Below are 13,747 nucleotides of genomic sequence, written 5' to 3' on the forward strand. Positions count from 1 at the left end.
GCCTAGCCGATCACCAGATTAAGGCCGAGAAATACCAGCGCGGCCAGCACGGCTGACGCCGGAACCGTAATCACCCAGGCTGCCGCGATGCTCAGCACATGCTGGCGTCGAACCAGACGCCGCCGGGCCTGCTGACGCTCCTTGGCCAGCGCATCTTCGGGCGTGGCATTGAGCATGGCTGGGTCGACGAAACGAGCCTGAGCGGGGACGGCATTGCCCTTCATTTCGCGCTGGGCGATGTATTCGCGCAGGAAACCGACGCCGAAAATGGCGCCGACGGCGATATGGGTAGACGACACCGGCAGACCCAGAGCGGACGCAGCCAGCACGGTGCAGGCGGCTGACAGTGCCACGCAATAGGCGCGGATCTCGTTGAGCTTGGTGATCTGTTCGCCAACCTTGCGGATCAGGCGTGGTCCGAACAGGGCCAATCCCAGCGCAATACCCACCGCGCCGATAAACAGCACCCATAGCGGCAGGGCCAGACCGGCGGACTCCATGTGCCCGGTCTGGATCGTGGTGACGATGGCAGCGAAGGGCCCCACTGCGTTGGCGACGTCATTGGCGCCGTGAGCAAAGGAGAGCAGTGCAGCCGCCACGATCAAAGGTACGCGGAACAGCTTGGCGATATGCTTCTTGCGGTTCTCGATGGTCAGCGACTGGCGGCGCACCATCGGCATGGCGATGATCCAGCCCAAAGCCGCAAAGGACAGACCGAGCAGCATGACCAGTGGCAGGTCGGGCTTCCAGATGCGCTTGAGACCCTTGGTGGCCAGATACATGGCAAAGATGCCCGTCATCAGGGCCACAAGAATAGGCACCCAGACGCGCGCCGCCGAAATCATGTCGATGCGATTGGTGATGGTGACGCGGATAATGGTCAGCAGGATGGCCGCGAAGATGCCGCCCAGCATGGGGGAGATCACCCAGCTGGCCGCGATGGTACCAATGATGGGCCAGGCGATGAAACCGAAGCCTGCCGATGCCACGCCGGCGCCGACCACACCGCCGACTACCGCATGAGTGGTGGAAACGGGCGCGCCGATAATAGTGGCCAGATTGACCCAGAGAGCGGAGGCGAGCAGGGCCGCCATCATCACCAGAACGAAGGTGTCGCCGTCGAGCTGTTCGCCGATCAGCAGGTCGCGGGCCACGGTGTTGACCACGTCGCCACCAGCAAGCAGGGCGCCGGCGGCTTCGAAAGTGCCGGCGATAATCAGGGCGCTCAGCATGGTCAGCGCCTTGGAGCCAACGGCGGGGCCCATATTGTTGGCGACGTCATTGGCACCGACATTGAGCGCCATGTAACCGGCGATCACCGCGGCGATGACCACCAGATAGCTGGTGGGACCGTCGGCAACCACAAAGCTGGCCCAGACGGCAGCCGCCAGCAGAAATACCAGAGCGATGCCCGGACCGGCCAAAGAGCGGGCAAGGTCGTGGGTGGCGACTTCGAGGCCGGAGACCCGCTTGAGGTCCTTGTCCAGCGCGGGCTTTGCCATTGTCACATATCCGTCACATGAAGCGTTTGGTGGGCAATACCATTGTCAGCGCAAATGGCTACCCCTCTTGTTGCACGCTACCCCAGTTGATTGCGCCGGTGGTGGCGATATCTACCGCGGTCACAGAAAATCGCACTGCTGGACGCTCTGAACCCTCGAGGTCTTGACAGCTTTGCGGCAATGCTCCTATCAATGCGACCATAATTTTATATGGAGAGGTCCCGTGCGGGCACTCATTCTCGTAGTACGCAGGCGCATCGGCAACGTGGGATAAGATCCCGCGCGATAGCTGGTGCGCCGAAAACAGGTCCCGAACGGGGCCTTTTTTATTGCCCGGTTTTCGCCAACTACGAGACTGGGTCAGGACAATGGACTGAAGGAAGGGACAAGAATTATGGCCGAAAGAATGACCGGCGCGGAAATGGTAATTCAGGCGCTGTGCGATCAGGGGGTCGAACATATCTTCGGTTATCCGGGCGGCGCTGCTTTGCCGATCTATGATGCCATGTTCCAGCAGGACACTATCCAGCACATCCTGGTGCGCCATGAGCAGGGTGCTACCCACATGGCTGAAGGCTATGCGCGTTCCACCGGCAAGCCCGGCGTCGTGCTGGTGACCTCGGGTCCCGGCGCAACCAATGCGGTGACCGGGCTGACCGATGCGCTGATGGATTCCATTCCCATGGTCTGCATCACGGCGCAGGTGCCCACCACGCTGATCGGCACCGACGCCTTTCAGGAGTGCGACACGGTCGGCATCACCCGCAGCTGCACCAAGTACAATTATCTGGTCAAACGCATCGAAGACCTGCCGCGTATCATGCACGAGGCTTTCCTGATCGCCTCGACCGGCCGGCCCGGTCCGGTGGTGATCGACATCCCCAAGGATGTGCAGTTTGCCATGGGCGACTACTACAAGCCCGATCTCGAGACACTGCGCCATCAGAGCTACCGCCCGCAGGTGGATGGCGACGCGGCCGCAATCGAAGCCGCTGTGGACCTGATGCTCAAGGCCGAACGCCCGATCTTTTATACTGGCGGTGGCGTGATCAATGCTGGTCCAGAGGCCTCCGCGCATCTGCGCGAGCTGGCCGAGTTGACCGGCTTCCCGGTGACCTCGACGCTGATGGGTCTGGGCGCCTTTCCTGCCTCCAATCCGCAATGGATGGGCATGCTGGGCATGCACGGCACCTACGAGGCCAATCTGGCGATGCATGATTGCGACGTCATGATCAATATCGGCGCGCGGTTTGACGACCGCATCACCGGTCGCATTGACGCGTTCTCGCCCAATAGCGCCAAGATCCATGTCGATATCGACCCCTCATCAATCAACAAAGTGGTGCGCGTCGATGTGCCGATCATCGGCGATTGCGAACGCGTTCTGTCCGAGATGGTGCGGGTGTGGCGCAGCAAGACCAATCAGCCGCGTACCGAGGCGATTGCCCCATGGTGGAAGCAGATCGAAGCGTGGCGTGCGGTCAATTCGCTGGGCTACAAGAACTCCGACACGGTGATCAAGCCGCAATACGCCATTGAGCGCCTTTATGAGGCCAGCAAGAAGCAGGGCAAGGAGGTGTTCATCACCACCGAGGTGGGGCAGCACCAGATGTGGGCAGCGCAGCACTTCCACTTCGACAAGCCGAACCACTGGATGACCTCAGGTGGTCTGGGCACGATGGGCTATGGCCTGCCAGCCGCGGTCGGCGTGCAGGTGGCGCATCCTGATGCACTGGTGATCGACATTGCCGGCGAAGCCAGCGTGCAGATGACCATGCAGGAGATTTCGACGGCGGTGCAGTATCGCCTGCCGATCAAGATCTTCATCCTCAACAATGAGCGCATGGGCATGGTTCGCCAGTGGCAGGACCTGCTGCATGGTTCGCGCTATGCGCACTCCTATTCGGAATCGCTGCCCGATTTCGTCAAGCTTGCCGAGGCCTATGGTGGCAAGGGCATTCGCTGCGAGAACCCTGCCGAGCTCGACGCGGCGATTGCCGAAATGTTCGACTATGACGGCCCGGTGCTGTTCGACGTGATCGTGGAGAAGGACGAGAACTGCCTGCCCATGATCCCTTCGGGCAAGCCGCATAATGAGATCATCCTGCCCGATACGGCCAATATCGGGTCCATCATCGACGAGAAGGGACGGCAGCTCGTCTAGGGCGCTGCAGAGGAGAACAATCATGAACGCACATTTGCAGCCCACCGGCTCCGCCTATTTCCTGACCAGCGAAACCCAGGAAATCGAACGCCACACGCTCTCCGTGCTGGTCGACAATGAGCCGGGCATTCTCGCCCGGGTCGTCGGTCTGTTTTCGGCGCGTGGCTACAATATCGAAAGCCTGACCGTCAGTGAGACCGAACACGGTCGGCGACTTAGTCGCATCACCGTTGTTGTCATCGCCACGCCCAAGACGCTGATCCAGATCAAGCTGCAGCTTGAGCGGCTGGTGCCGGTCCACAAGGTGCACGATCTGACGGCTGAAGGCGCATCGCTGGAGCGTGAGCTGGCGCTGATCAAGGTTGCCGGTTCGGGCGATCACCGCGCCGAGACGTTGCGGCTGGCCGATGCCTTCCGCGCGCAGATCGTTGATGCCTCGGTGGAGAGCTTTGTGTTCGAAGTGACGGGCAAGCCGGCTAAGATCGACAGCTTCATCGCACTGATGCAGCCTCTGGGGCTGGTCGAAGTCGTCCGCACCGGCCTGGCCGCAATCTCGCGCGGGCCGCAGAGCATGTAAGACTACGCCGGATACAAACTCAGCGCGAGGCGGCGAAATCTGCCTGCGCTGTTGCTGTGCCGAGCGGTGGTGCGGTACTTGTCGCGACGCCCTGACATCTTCGGTAGGGCAGGGTGGCGCCATATGAATGCCTGATGGGTCTCATCACAAATGCCGGTTGGGCGCGTCGGCGCCAATGGTGTAGTGATTCACCGACTTCAGTTCTGGTGCGCTTATGACCCTGCTTTCCGTCAATCTCAACGCCGTCGCGCAATTGCGCAATCGTCGCGATCTGCCCTGGCCCAGTGTGGTCGGGATTGCGCGCGTGGTGCTTGATGCGGGTGCCAGCGGCATCACCATTCATCCACGCCCTGATGAGCGCCATATCCGGCGCACCGATGTGTTCGAACTGGCCGACATGTTGCGCGCGGAATACCCCGAGGCCGAGTTCAACATCGAGGGCTATCCCAGCCCCGATTTCATCGCAATGATCCAGCAGGTCAACCCGCAGCAGGTCACGCTGGTGCCCGACAGTCCCGAGCAGGCGACCTCGGATCATGGCTGGGACTTTCATGGCAAGGGCAATTACCTGACCTCGATGGTGCAGCAGATCAAGGCGCCGGGGCGGCGGGTTTCGCTTTTTGTGATCCCGAAGCGGGGATTGACGGGGTGACAGCGGCCAAGGCCACGGGTGCTGATCGGATCGAGCTCTACACCGGCCCGTATGGCGGCTGTTACGCTGACCCTGACAAGGCCGAGTACGAACTGGCCGCACTCTCGGAGACGGCGCGGGCCGCCCATGCAGCAGGAATGGGCGTCAATGCAGGCCACGATCTGACACTGGCCAACCTCCCGGCATTTCAGGCCGCGGTGCATGGTGTGGACGAAGTTTCGATCGGGCATGGGCTGACGGCCGACGCCTTGCTGATGGGCTTTGGTCCTGCGGTCAAAGCCTATTGTGCCGTACTGGACGACTGAGTCGGCGGTCTTCCTGGGCTGGATGCGCTCAGGATTGTAGCGTCTTTGGCGAACAGTGCGTCGCCAGAGTCTCGCTATTGCCACGCTGACCGGTCGTTCCAGCGGCTCACTGGGCAATAAACCCATGTTTTCTTATACTTACATGTGTGTGCCCTGGGCAGTTCGCTGTCCCTGAGCGACAGTGCCGTACCTCCTTGTGAGTCATCGTAATAGGCACATATATCGCCTCAGTTACGATTTGTTACCAAGGAGGACGCCATGTCCGATCTCAAGATTGCCGTTATCATTTCCTCCACCCGCGATAGCCGGTTTGGCGAAAAGCCAGCGCAGTGGATCCTCGACAAGGCCAACGCATTTGACGGCATCACTGCCGAACTGGTCGACCTGAAGTCCTTTGACCTGCCGTTCTTCAACGAAATGGCTTCCAATTTGTGGATGCCTTCGAGCGACCCGAAGGCCGTTGCCTGGCAGAACAAGATTGGTGAATTTGACGGCTATATCTTCGTCGTCGCTGAATATAACCGCTCGATCACCGGCGCTCTGAAGAATGCGCTCGATCAGGCTTATGTCGAGTGGAACAACAAGCCATTTGGCATGGTTGCCTATGGTTCGGTCGGTGGCACTCGTGCTGCTGAACACCTGCGCGGTATTGGCGTGGAGTTGCAGATGGTGTCGACCCGTTCGGCCGTTCATATCGGTGGTTCGGACTTCTTTGCGGTGCACCCATTGGGCCAGCAGAACAAGGAAATCGCCGAGATCGAGGGCTCGATCGGTGGCGCTGCCGCCGACATGCTCAAGCAGATCGTTTGGTGGGGCAATGCGACCAAGTTGGCTCGCGAAGCCGACGCCGCTGCCGCGCAGGCCGCCGAATAAAGCTTACCTGGACCTCCAAGTCTGGTTTACCTGCAAGGGCTGCTCCATACGGAGCGGCCCTTGTTGGTTTGAACCATTGTTGTGACAGGGTGTTGTGTGTGACTGTGGCCGGGTGTATAGCCGCCCCGCCTTTGATCAAGAGAGCACAGGGTTCATGACGCAGACGAATTCGGCCGACGACAATGTCGGCGTCGATGCGAGCGACCACAATAGCCACTCACATTCCGACAAAGACCTACCCTTGCTCGTGCTGGGCGCGATCGGTGTCGTGTATGGCGATATTGGTACAAGCCCGATCTATGCATTCCGCCAGGCGATGACAGTGCGGCCGGGTGCGGCCGAGACCAGCACGGAAATTCTGGGGCTGCTGTCTCTGATCGTGTGGGCGCTGACCCTGACGGTCGCGGTCAAGTACGTGTTCTTCGTGACGCGCGCTGACAATAACGGCGAAGGCGGCACGCTTTCGCTGATGGCGCTGGCGCGCAAGACCTTCACCAATCCGCCAATCTGGATCACGGTACTGGGTGTACTGGGTGCCGCCATGTTCTTTGGCGACGCCATCATTACGCCCGCCATCTCTGTGCTCTCGGCTGTCGAGGGCGTGCAACTGGTGCAGCCGGGCATGGCGCGCTGGGTGGTGCCGATCACGCTGGTGATCATTCTGGGCGTGTTCTTCGTGCAAAGATTTGGCACGGCCAAGGTATCGATCATCTTTGGCCCCATCACGGCGGTCTGGTTCCTCGTGCTGGGCTTTTCGGGCCTGGTGCATATCATCGATTATCCGGCTGTGCTGTGGGCAATCAATCCGCTGCTGGGCCTGGAGTTTATCTACACCCACTATGCGATTGCCTTTGTGGTGTTCGGCGCCATTTTCCTGGCGGTGACCGGCGCTGAAGCGCTCTATGTTGATCTGGGCCATTTTGGTCGCAAGCCGATTGTCATGGCCTGGTTCGGTCTGGTCTTCCCATGCCTGTTGCTGAACTATTTCGGGCAGGGGGCATTCGTGCTCGAAGTGGGCGTCCACAATGTGGAGAGTCCATTCTTTGAAATGCAGCCGGACTGGGCATTGCTGCCCTTCGTTGGTCTGGCGACGATGGCTACCATCATTGCCAGCCAGGCGGTGATTTCAGGCACGTTCAGCCTGGCGCAGCAGGCTATTGCGCTGAACATGTTGCCCCGCATGCAGGTGCTGCACACATCCGAGACCCAGAGTGGTCAGGTCTATATGCCCCAGATCAACACCATGCTGCTGATCGGCGTGCTGATCCTGGTGGTCGCCTTTGGTAGCTCCGAAGCACTGTCGAACGCCTATGGCATCGCTGTGTCGGGGGTGATGATGGTCACCCTGGCGCTGCTGGTGGTGGTGATGTGGCGCAACTGGAAATGGCACCCCGCGGCTGTCATCGCCTTTGGTCTGGTGTTTGCCGTCGTCGATGGTGCGTTCTTTACTGCCAATGCGGCCAAGCTGTTCCAAGGGGGCTGGGTTCCGGCCGCTGTGGCGGCCGTGGTTGCACTGGTGATGTGGAGCTGGATGGTAGGTCGCCATCGTCTGGCTGAAAAGACCCGTCGCGATGAGGTGCCGCTGGAGTTTCTGGTGGAAAACCTCGCCAAGAAACAGCCAACTCTGGTGCCCGGTACGGCTGTGTTCCTGACCAGCGATATCGAAGGCGCACCAACGGCGCTGCTGCATAGCCTCAAGCACTACAAGGTGCTGCATGAGCAGAACGTGATCCTGACTGTACGCACCTCCGCTTCGCCGCGCGTTGCCGATGACGAAAAGGTCACCATCGACGCCTATAACGAGCTGTTCAGCCGCGTGGTGGTGACGTTTGGCTATATGGAAACGCCGAATATTCCGACGGCACTGGCGCTTGGCCGCAAGCTGGGCTGGAAGTTCGACATCATGTCGACATCGTTCTTCCTGTCACGGCGTTCGCTCAAGCCCGGTCCGAAGCCCGGCAACCCGTTGCGCTTCTGGCAGGATCGACTGTTCACCCGACTGGCGCGCAATGCCAGTGACGCAACGGAGTATTTTCATATTCCGACGGGGCGAGTGGTGGAGATCGGTACCCAGGTGGTGCTTTAGCCCTGCGGGCTACTTCTCCATATCGGGGCAGACATAGGGCACGTCTGCGGTGATGAAGCGCTGCTCCGTTACGTCGTTACCCAGCTTGAGGCTGAGCACCAGTTCGGACTCGGTCAGGCTGGCGATATCGGCATTGATGGTCATGCCGTCTTCGTTCCAGCTGATGGCGCTTTCCGAGACCTGTTGCCAGGTCGACAGCCGATAGGTTTCCCAGCAGCTATCGCTGACCAAGGTGCCATCGGCAAGAAAGATCTGCATCGGACCGGGCAGGGAAGGATCTGCGTCCGAGCGTACCCATACCTTGTTGAGCAGAGGATTGCCCCGGTCGCCGTCGTCGTCGGCGGCATCCTCGGTATCTTGCGCGTCCTGCGCGATCGCGGGGACGGTTACGCAGGTGCCAACGCCCCATACGCTGAGCAGAGCTATGATTGCGGCCTTGGTATCCATTGCGCATTCTCCCTTTATGCCTCAACCAGTTGGTGACTGATTGGGTGCCCGACAAGGGTGGCGATGCAAAACGGCAAGATTGCGTTGCCGATTTGACGCTTTGGCGGTTTTGCCGGGGCGGTTAGGAAAAATGCCCCACCGATTGGTCGATGGGGCATTGGTAGGACTGATCAGATCAGGCTTTGGCGAAGCTGCGCAGGCCTAGCGAGCGGTCGCGGTCGCGCACCCGATTGGCTTGCTTGGGCCACAGATCATAGTCATCAGCACCGAGATGATGGTTGGCATGCAATGGCCAGTTGGGGTCATCCAGGGCGCCCCGGGCCAGTGCGATATAGTCAGCCTCGCCGTTGGCAATGATGGCTTCGGCCTCATCGAAGTCGCCGAGCAGGCCCACGGCCATGGTTGGAATGTCGGCGCCATCTCGGACAGCCTGGGCGAAGGGAACCTGATATTTCGGGCCGAGCTGGATCTTGGCTCCGTCAAAGCCTCCACTGGAGCAGTCGATGGCATCGACGCCGCGTGCCTTGAGTTCACGGGACAGCACAACACTGTCCTCGACCTGCCAGCCATCGGGATGCCAGTCGCTGACTGACAGGCGGACCAGCAAGGGTTTTTCAGCGGGCCAGACGGCGCGCACGGCCTCGGTGACCTCCAGCAGCAGGCGCATGCGGTTCTCGCGGCTGCCGCCATAGTTGTCGGTACGCTTATTGGCGAGCGGGGAGAGGAACTGATCCAGCAGATAGCCATGGGCGGCATGGATTTCGACGGTGTCGAAACCAGCCGCGTCGGCGCGCCTGGCAGCAGCGACGAAGGCGGCGATCAACTCCTTGATGCCATCGGCATCGAGCGCCGTCGGTGTCTGGAACTCAGGATTGTCGGGGGCGTGGGAGAGGGCGCTGGGTGCAACAGGGGTCCAGTGCTCAAAGCCGAACTCGGCCTTTTCCGCCTCGGTTTCATCAAAGCCGCGTCGCCAGGCGATCGGGGTGGAGGCCTTGCGCCCTGCATGGGCCAGCTGAATGCCGGCGGCAGCGCCCTGGCTGTGCAGGAAGTCGACAATGCGGGCCAGGGGCGCGATCTGTTCGTCTTTCCAAATGCCCAGATCGCCATAGGAAATACGTCCCTGTGCGGTGACGCCCGAAGCTTCCAGAATCACCAGTCCGAAGCCGCCCATGGCAAATCGGCCCAGATGGGCAAAATGCCAGTCATTGGCCATGCCGTCCTTGGCCGAATACTGGCACATGGGGGCTACGACGGTACGATTGCGCAGCGTGAGGCCGCGCAGTGTGGCTGGGGAGAAAAGTGCTGACATGAAAGGCTCTATTGCTTGAGGCCGGGAGGATGGCTCCCACAAGATGGACATTCGCGCCTCCATCGGCAAGTGCCGATGATAGAACGGATCGTCAATACAGCCGTAAAAATCAGAAGGCATTGCTCCCGCGGGGGACAGGAGCTGCCGCCGCCAATACTGGCGACGGCAGGATGCGGCATACGGCTGGTTCAATCCATCAGCGCGACGGCGTCGGCGCCAGCAGCGAGGCGCATCGGGCAGTCGGGATCAGTAGCCGCACGCCATACCGCCTGGGCAACGTCGGCTGATTGCGTCCTGGGCGCGTCCGATTGCTGCATCTGGGCAATGATTGCTTGCGCAAAGCCGGCATAGGCTTGCGGGAAGCCGCCCTGCTCCTGCATGCGCGCCATCGCGGTCTTGCCGAAATTGGTGGCTGGGGCGGCGCCGGGCAGCACGATCCGGACCTTGATGTTGAACGGTTCGAGTTCCAGCGCCAAGCATTCGGTGAAGGCGTTCACCGCGGCCTTGCTGGCGGTGTAGGCGGCGAGCAAGGGTAAGGGCTTGAGGGTGACGCTGGAGGTGACGTTGATGATCATTCCGGCCTGACGCGCCCTGAACTGCGGTAATACGGCCTGGGTCACGCGCATGGTCCCCAGCGTGTTGGTTTCGAACATGTCGCGCGCGGTGTCGATCGGGGTGCCCTCAAGCGCATTGAGAAAGCCGATGCCCGCATTGTTGACGAGCAGGTCGATGGGGCCGGCATCGCTCAGTGTCTTGAGCACGCTTTGATCACTGGTGACATCAAGCGGTAAAATGCGCAGGTGATCCGATGCCGGCAGCAGATCTGACTGAGGCGTGCGCATGGTGGCGATGACGTTCCAGTTGCGGTCCAGAAAGTATCTGGCGATGTCGAGCCCGAAGCCTGACGAGCAACCGGTAATGAGTACGGTCTGCATGGGAAGTTCCTTTCACTGTCCGATGACAGAGATGTAGACGAACGCCGCTGGACTTTATATCATGCGAAGTCTGGGTTCTGTTTGAGATAGTCCGAAATGACCGATCCGTTCGCCGAAGTGGTGGCGCTGCTGCAGCCCACTCTGCCGTTTTCCAAAGCGACCAGTGGCGCGGGCGTCTGGCGGGTGGATGGTAGTGGTGGTGGGCAGCCGCTGTTTTGCGTCATCCTTGAAGGCGGCGCCCGGCTGTCCCTGCCGGGACAAGATGACCGCGATCTGGCCGAGAGTGATTTCTTCCTGATCCCGGCTACCCATCACTTTACCCTGGCCAGCCTTGAGAAGGATGGAGGCAATGATGCGTCTGCGGTCACGCAACTGGCAGGCGAAACGCGGCACGGCGATCCCGATGGGGCGCCCAACATGCGTGCGCTGGTGGGACGACTGGCGTTCGGATCGCCCGATGCGGCGTTGCTGATGGCGCTCTTGCCGGAGTTGGTCCATGTCCGCGGGCAAAAGCGACTGGCCACCATTGTCCAGTTGATCCGGGGCGAAGCGCTGGATGATCGACCAGCGCGCGAGATGGTCCTGGAGCGGTTGCTGCAGGTGCTACTGATCGAGGCCTTGCGCTCGGCATCTGACACTGCGGCCTCGCCGGGCCTGCTGCGCGGGATGGCCGATGCGCGGCTGGCCGTCGCGCTGCGCCGCATGCATGAAAGCACCGAACGGGACTGGACGGTGGAGCAGCTGGCAAACGAGGCGGCGTTGTCGCGCTCGGTGTTCTTCGCGCGGTTCCGCAAAGCGGTGGGTCTGTCGCCGATGGCGTATCTGATTGCCTGGCGCATGGCGCTGGCGAAAAGCCTGCTACGGCGCCATGAAGGGGGAATCAAGGAGATTGCCGAGCGGGTGGGCTATGCGTCGGCCAGCGCATTCAGTGTCGCCTTTACCCGCTTCGTGGGCATGCCCCCGACGCACTATTCCCGCGCCAACGGGGCATCGATTGATGTGCCCACCGGAACCTGAGGGCGTCGGCACTGCCCTGGGGATGAATGCACGGACTTCGGAACATTTCACTTGCATAGAACCGTACCGTACGGTACGCATCGAACGAAATTGGCCGAAACCGTTCGGCTGTGATGCGAGGAACTGGCTGTGCCCGTGACCATCAAGGTCAACGAAGAGATTTTCACCCCCCGACAGCAGGCTGTGCTGACGGCGGCGCTGGATCTGCTCGTGGAGAACGGGGACGGGCTGACCATGACCGCAGTAGCGCGGCGCGCCTCATGCTCCAAGGAAACGCTCTACAAGTGGTTTGGGGACCGTGATGGGCTGCTCACGGCAACCGTGCAATGGCAGGCCGCCAAAGTGCGCATGCCGCAGGTGGACCGCACGGGTCTGAATGCCAAGGTGCTGCGCGCCAGCATTGAGCAATTTGCCCGTGACCTGTTGACGGTGATCACCGGTGAGGTGTCCATTACGCTCAACCGCACGGCTGTGACCCATGCGGCACAAGAAAAAGACCGTCTGGGCAATATCGTGCTGGAGAATGGGCCCATGGCCATTCGCCGCCGGCTTAAACCCATTCTCGAGGCTGGTCGCGATGCGCGCCTGTTGCGCTTCACAAGCAGCGAAGACGCCTATCGTACATTTTTCGGCCTCGTTGTCCGCGATGTGCAGATCCGCCTGTTGCTTGGCGATAACTCGCTGACCCAGGCCAATGTCGAAGCCAATATCGACGTGGATGTAAAATCCGCGACCGACCAGTTCTTTGCCCTGTACGGGGCAAAAGCCAATAACGCATAACACCGCTTTTCAAGGGAGCAACCCATGCGCGTCTATTACGATCGTGATGCCGATCTCAACATCATCAAATCCCGCAAAGTCGCGATTGTCGGCTATGGCAGCCAGGGCCATGCCCATGTGCTGAACCTGCGTGACTCGGGCATCACCGATGTGGTCGTCGCCCTGCGTCCCGGTTCCCCCTCGGCCAAGAAGGCCGAAGGCGAGGGCCTCAAGGTGATGAGCGTTGCCGACGCTTCCAAGTGGGCTGACGTGATCATGATGCTGGTGCCGGACGAGCTGCAGGCCGACATCTACAAAGAGCACATCGAGCCAAACATCCGTGACGGCGCTGCGCTGGCATTCGCCCACGGTCTGAACGTGCACTTCAACCTGATCGAGCCAAAAGCCACTGTTGACGTGATCATGATCGCGCCAAAGGGTCCAGGGCATACCGTGCGCGGCGAATACCAGAAGGGTGGCGGCGTGCCATGCCTGATCGCTGTGCATCAGGACGCTTCGGGCAACGCCCATGACATCGCGCTGGCCTATGCCTCGGGTGTTGGCGGCGGCCGTTCGGGCGTCATCGAAACCAATTTTCGCGAAGAGTGCGAAACCGATCTGTTCGGTGAACAGGCTGTGCTGTGCGGCGGCGTGGTTGAACTGATCCGTGCTGGCTTCGAAACGCTGGTGGAAGCCGGCTATGCGCCAGAAATGGCCTATTTCGAGTGCCTGCATGAAGTGAAGCTGATCGTCGACCTGATCTATCAGGGCGGCATCGCCAACATGAACTACTCGATCTCCAACACCGCTGAGTGGGGCGAGTATGTGACCGGCCCCCGCATCATCACTGCCGAGACCAAGGCCGAGATGAAGCGCGTGCTGCACGACATTCAGTCGGGCAAGTTCACCTCCGAGTGGATGCAGGAAATCAAGGCTGGTGGTTCGCGCTTCAAGGCGACCCGTCGCCTGCACGACGAGCACCAGATCGAGGAAGTCGGCAGCAAGCTGCGCGACATGATGCCCTGGATCAAGGCCGGCGCCCTGGTCGACAAGGAAAAGAACTAAGTCGTTATCGACTGGCTGTTTTTGCAGGGGTCCTTCGGGGCCCCTGTTTTTTTGAC

11 protein-coding genes and 1 pseudogene are annotated in these 13,747 nt (G+C 60.7%); 8 read left to right on the forward strand and 4 right to left on the reverse strand.

Annotation, left to right across the window (positions count from 1 at the left end; translation table 11 throughout):
• Positions 1–2: 2 nt before the first annotated feature.
• The gene (locus AC0L37_RS05580) at positions 3–1,502 is read right to left on the reverse strand and encodes an inorganic phosphate transporter (protein WP_282221756.1); all 1,500 of its coding nucleotides are present in this window, start codon (positions 1,500–1,502) and stop codon (positions 3–5) included.
• Between the two features lie 394 nt (positions 1,503–1,896).
• Here AC0L37_RS05580 and AC0L37_RS05585 point away from each other — a divergent pair, with 394 nt between their 5' ends.
• The 5 genes and pseudogenes from AC0L37_RS05585 (at position 1,897) to AC0L37_RS05605 (ending at position 8,159) form a co-directional block, all read left to right on the forward strand.
• Positions 1,897–3,666: an acetolactate synthase 3 large subunit gene (locus AC0L37_RS05585; protein ID WP_269369207.1), complete on the forward strand. Its 1,770-nt coding sequence runs from the start codon at positions 1,897–1,899 to the stop codon at positions 3,664–3,666.
• Between the two features lie 22 nt (positions 3,667–3,688).
• On the forward strand, positions 3,689–4,243 hold the full coding sequence (ilvN, locus tag AC0L37_RS05590) for an acetolactate synthase small subunit (protein ID WP_212657432.1): 555 nt from the start codon (positions 3,689–3,691) through the stop codon (positions 4,241–4,243).
• A 214-nt stretch (positions 4,244–4,457) separates the two neighbouring features.
• Positions 4,458–5,200 (forward strand): annotated as a pseudogene (locus tag AC0L37_RS05595) (pyridoxine 5'-phosphate synthase).
• Between the two features lie 258 nt (positions 5,201–5,458).
• Positions 5,459–6,073: an NADPH-dependent FMN reductase gene (locus AC0L37_RS05600; protein ID WP_282221755.1), complete on the forward strand. Its 615-nt coding sequence runs from the start codon at positions 5,459–5,461 to the stop codon at positions 6,071–6,073.
• A 154-nt stretch (positions 6,074–6,227) separates the two neighbouring features.
• Complete coding sequence (locus tag AC0L37_RS05605) at positions 6,228–8,159, forward strand: potassium transporter Kup (RefSeq protein ID WP_212657435.1); 1,932 nt, start codon at positions 6,228–6,230, stop codon at positions 8,157–8,159.
• 9 nt (positions 8,160–8,168) lie between these two features.
• Here the strand turns inward: AC0L37_RS05605 and AC0L37_RS05610 are convergent, their stop codons facing one another.
• The 3 genes from AC0L37_RS05610 to AC0L37_RS05620 all read right to left on the reverse strand — a co-directional run bounded on the left by AC0L37_RS05610 (position 8,169) and on the right by AC0L37_RS05620 (position 10,850).
• On the reverse strand, positions 8,169–8,606 hold the full coding sequence (locus AC0L37_RS05610) for a hypothetical protein (RefSeq protein WP_212657436.1): 438 nt from the start codon (positions 8,604–8,606) through the stop codon (positions 8,169–8,171).
• A 175-nt stretch (positions 8,607–8,781) separates the two neighbouring features.
• Positions 8,782–9,915 (reverse strand): NADH:flavin oxidoreductase/NADH oxidase, encoded by a 1,134-nt coding sequence (locus tag AC0L37_RS05615; protein ID WP_282221754.1) that lies wholly within the window; start codon positions 9,913–9,915, stop codon positions 8,782–8,784.
• A gap of 188 nt (positions 9,916–10,103) precedes the next feature.
• Positions 10,104–10,850 carry an SDR family oxidoreductase gene (locus AC0L37_RS05620; RefSeq protein WP_282221753.1) on the reverse strand — a complete coding sequence of 249 codons (747 nt, stop codon included), beginning with the start codon at positions 10,848–10,850 and terminating at the stop codon, positions 10,104–10,106.
• A 96-nt stretch (positions 10,851–10,946) separates the two neighbouring features.
• Between AC0L37_RS05620 and AC0L37_RS05625 the strand changes: the two genes are divergently transcribed.
• The 3 genes from AC0L37_RS05625 to ilvC all read left to right on the forward strand — a co-directional run bounded on the left by AC0L37_RS05625 (position 10,947) and on the right by ilvC (position 13,691).
• Positions 10,947–11,867 (forward strand): AraC family transcriptional regulator, encoded by a 921-nt coding sequence (locus tag AC0L37_RS05625; protein WP_282221752.1) that lies wholly within the window; start codon positions 10,947–10,949, stop codon positions 11,865–11,867.
• A gap of 129 nt (positions 11,868–11,996) precedes the next feature.
• Entirely contained in the window at positions 11,997–12,647 is a 651-nt protein-coding gene (locus AC0L37_RS05630) for a TetR/AcrR family transcriptional regulator (RefSeq protein ID WP_212657440.1), read from the forward strand.
• Between the two features lie 24 nt (positions 12,648–12,671).
• Positions 12,672–13,691, forward strand: coding sequence for a ketol-acid reductoisomerase (ilvC, locus tag AC0L37_RS05635; RefSeq protein WP_212657441.1), 1,020 nt, complete (start codon positions 12,672–12,674; stop codon positions 13,689–13,691).
• The last annotated feature ends 56 nt before the right edge of the window (positions 13,692–13,747 follow it).

Source organism: Devosia sp. J2-20 (assembly GCF_055808475.1).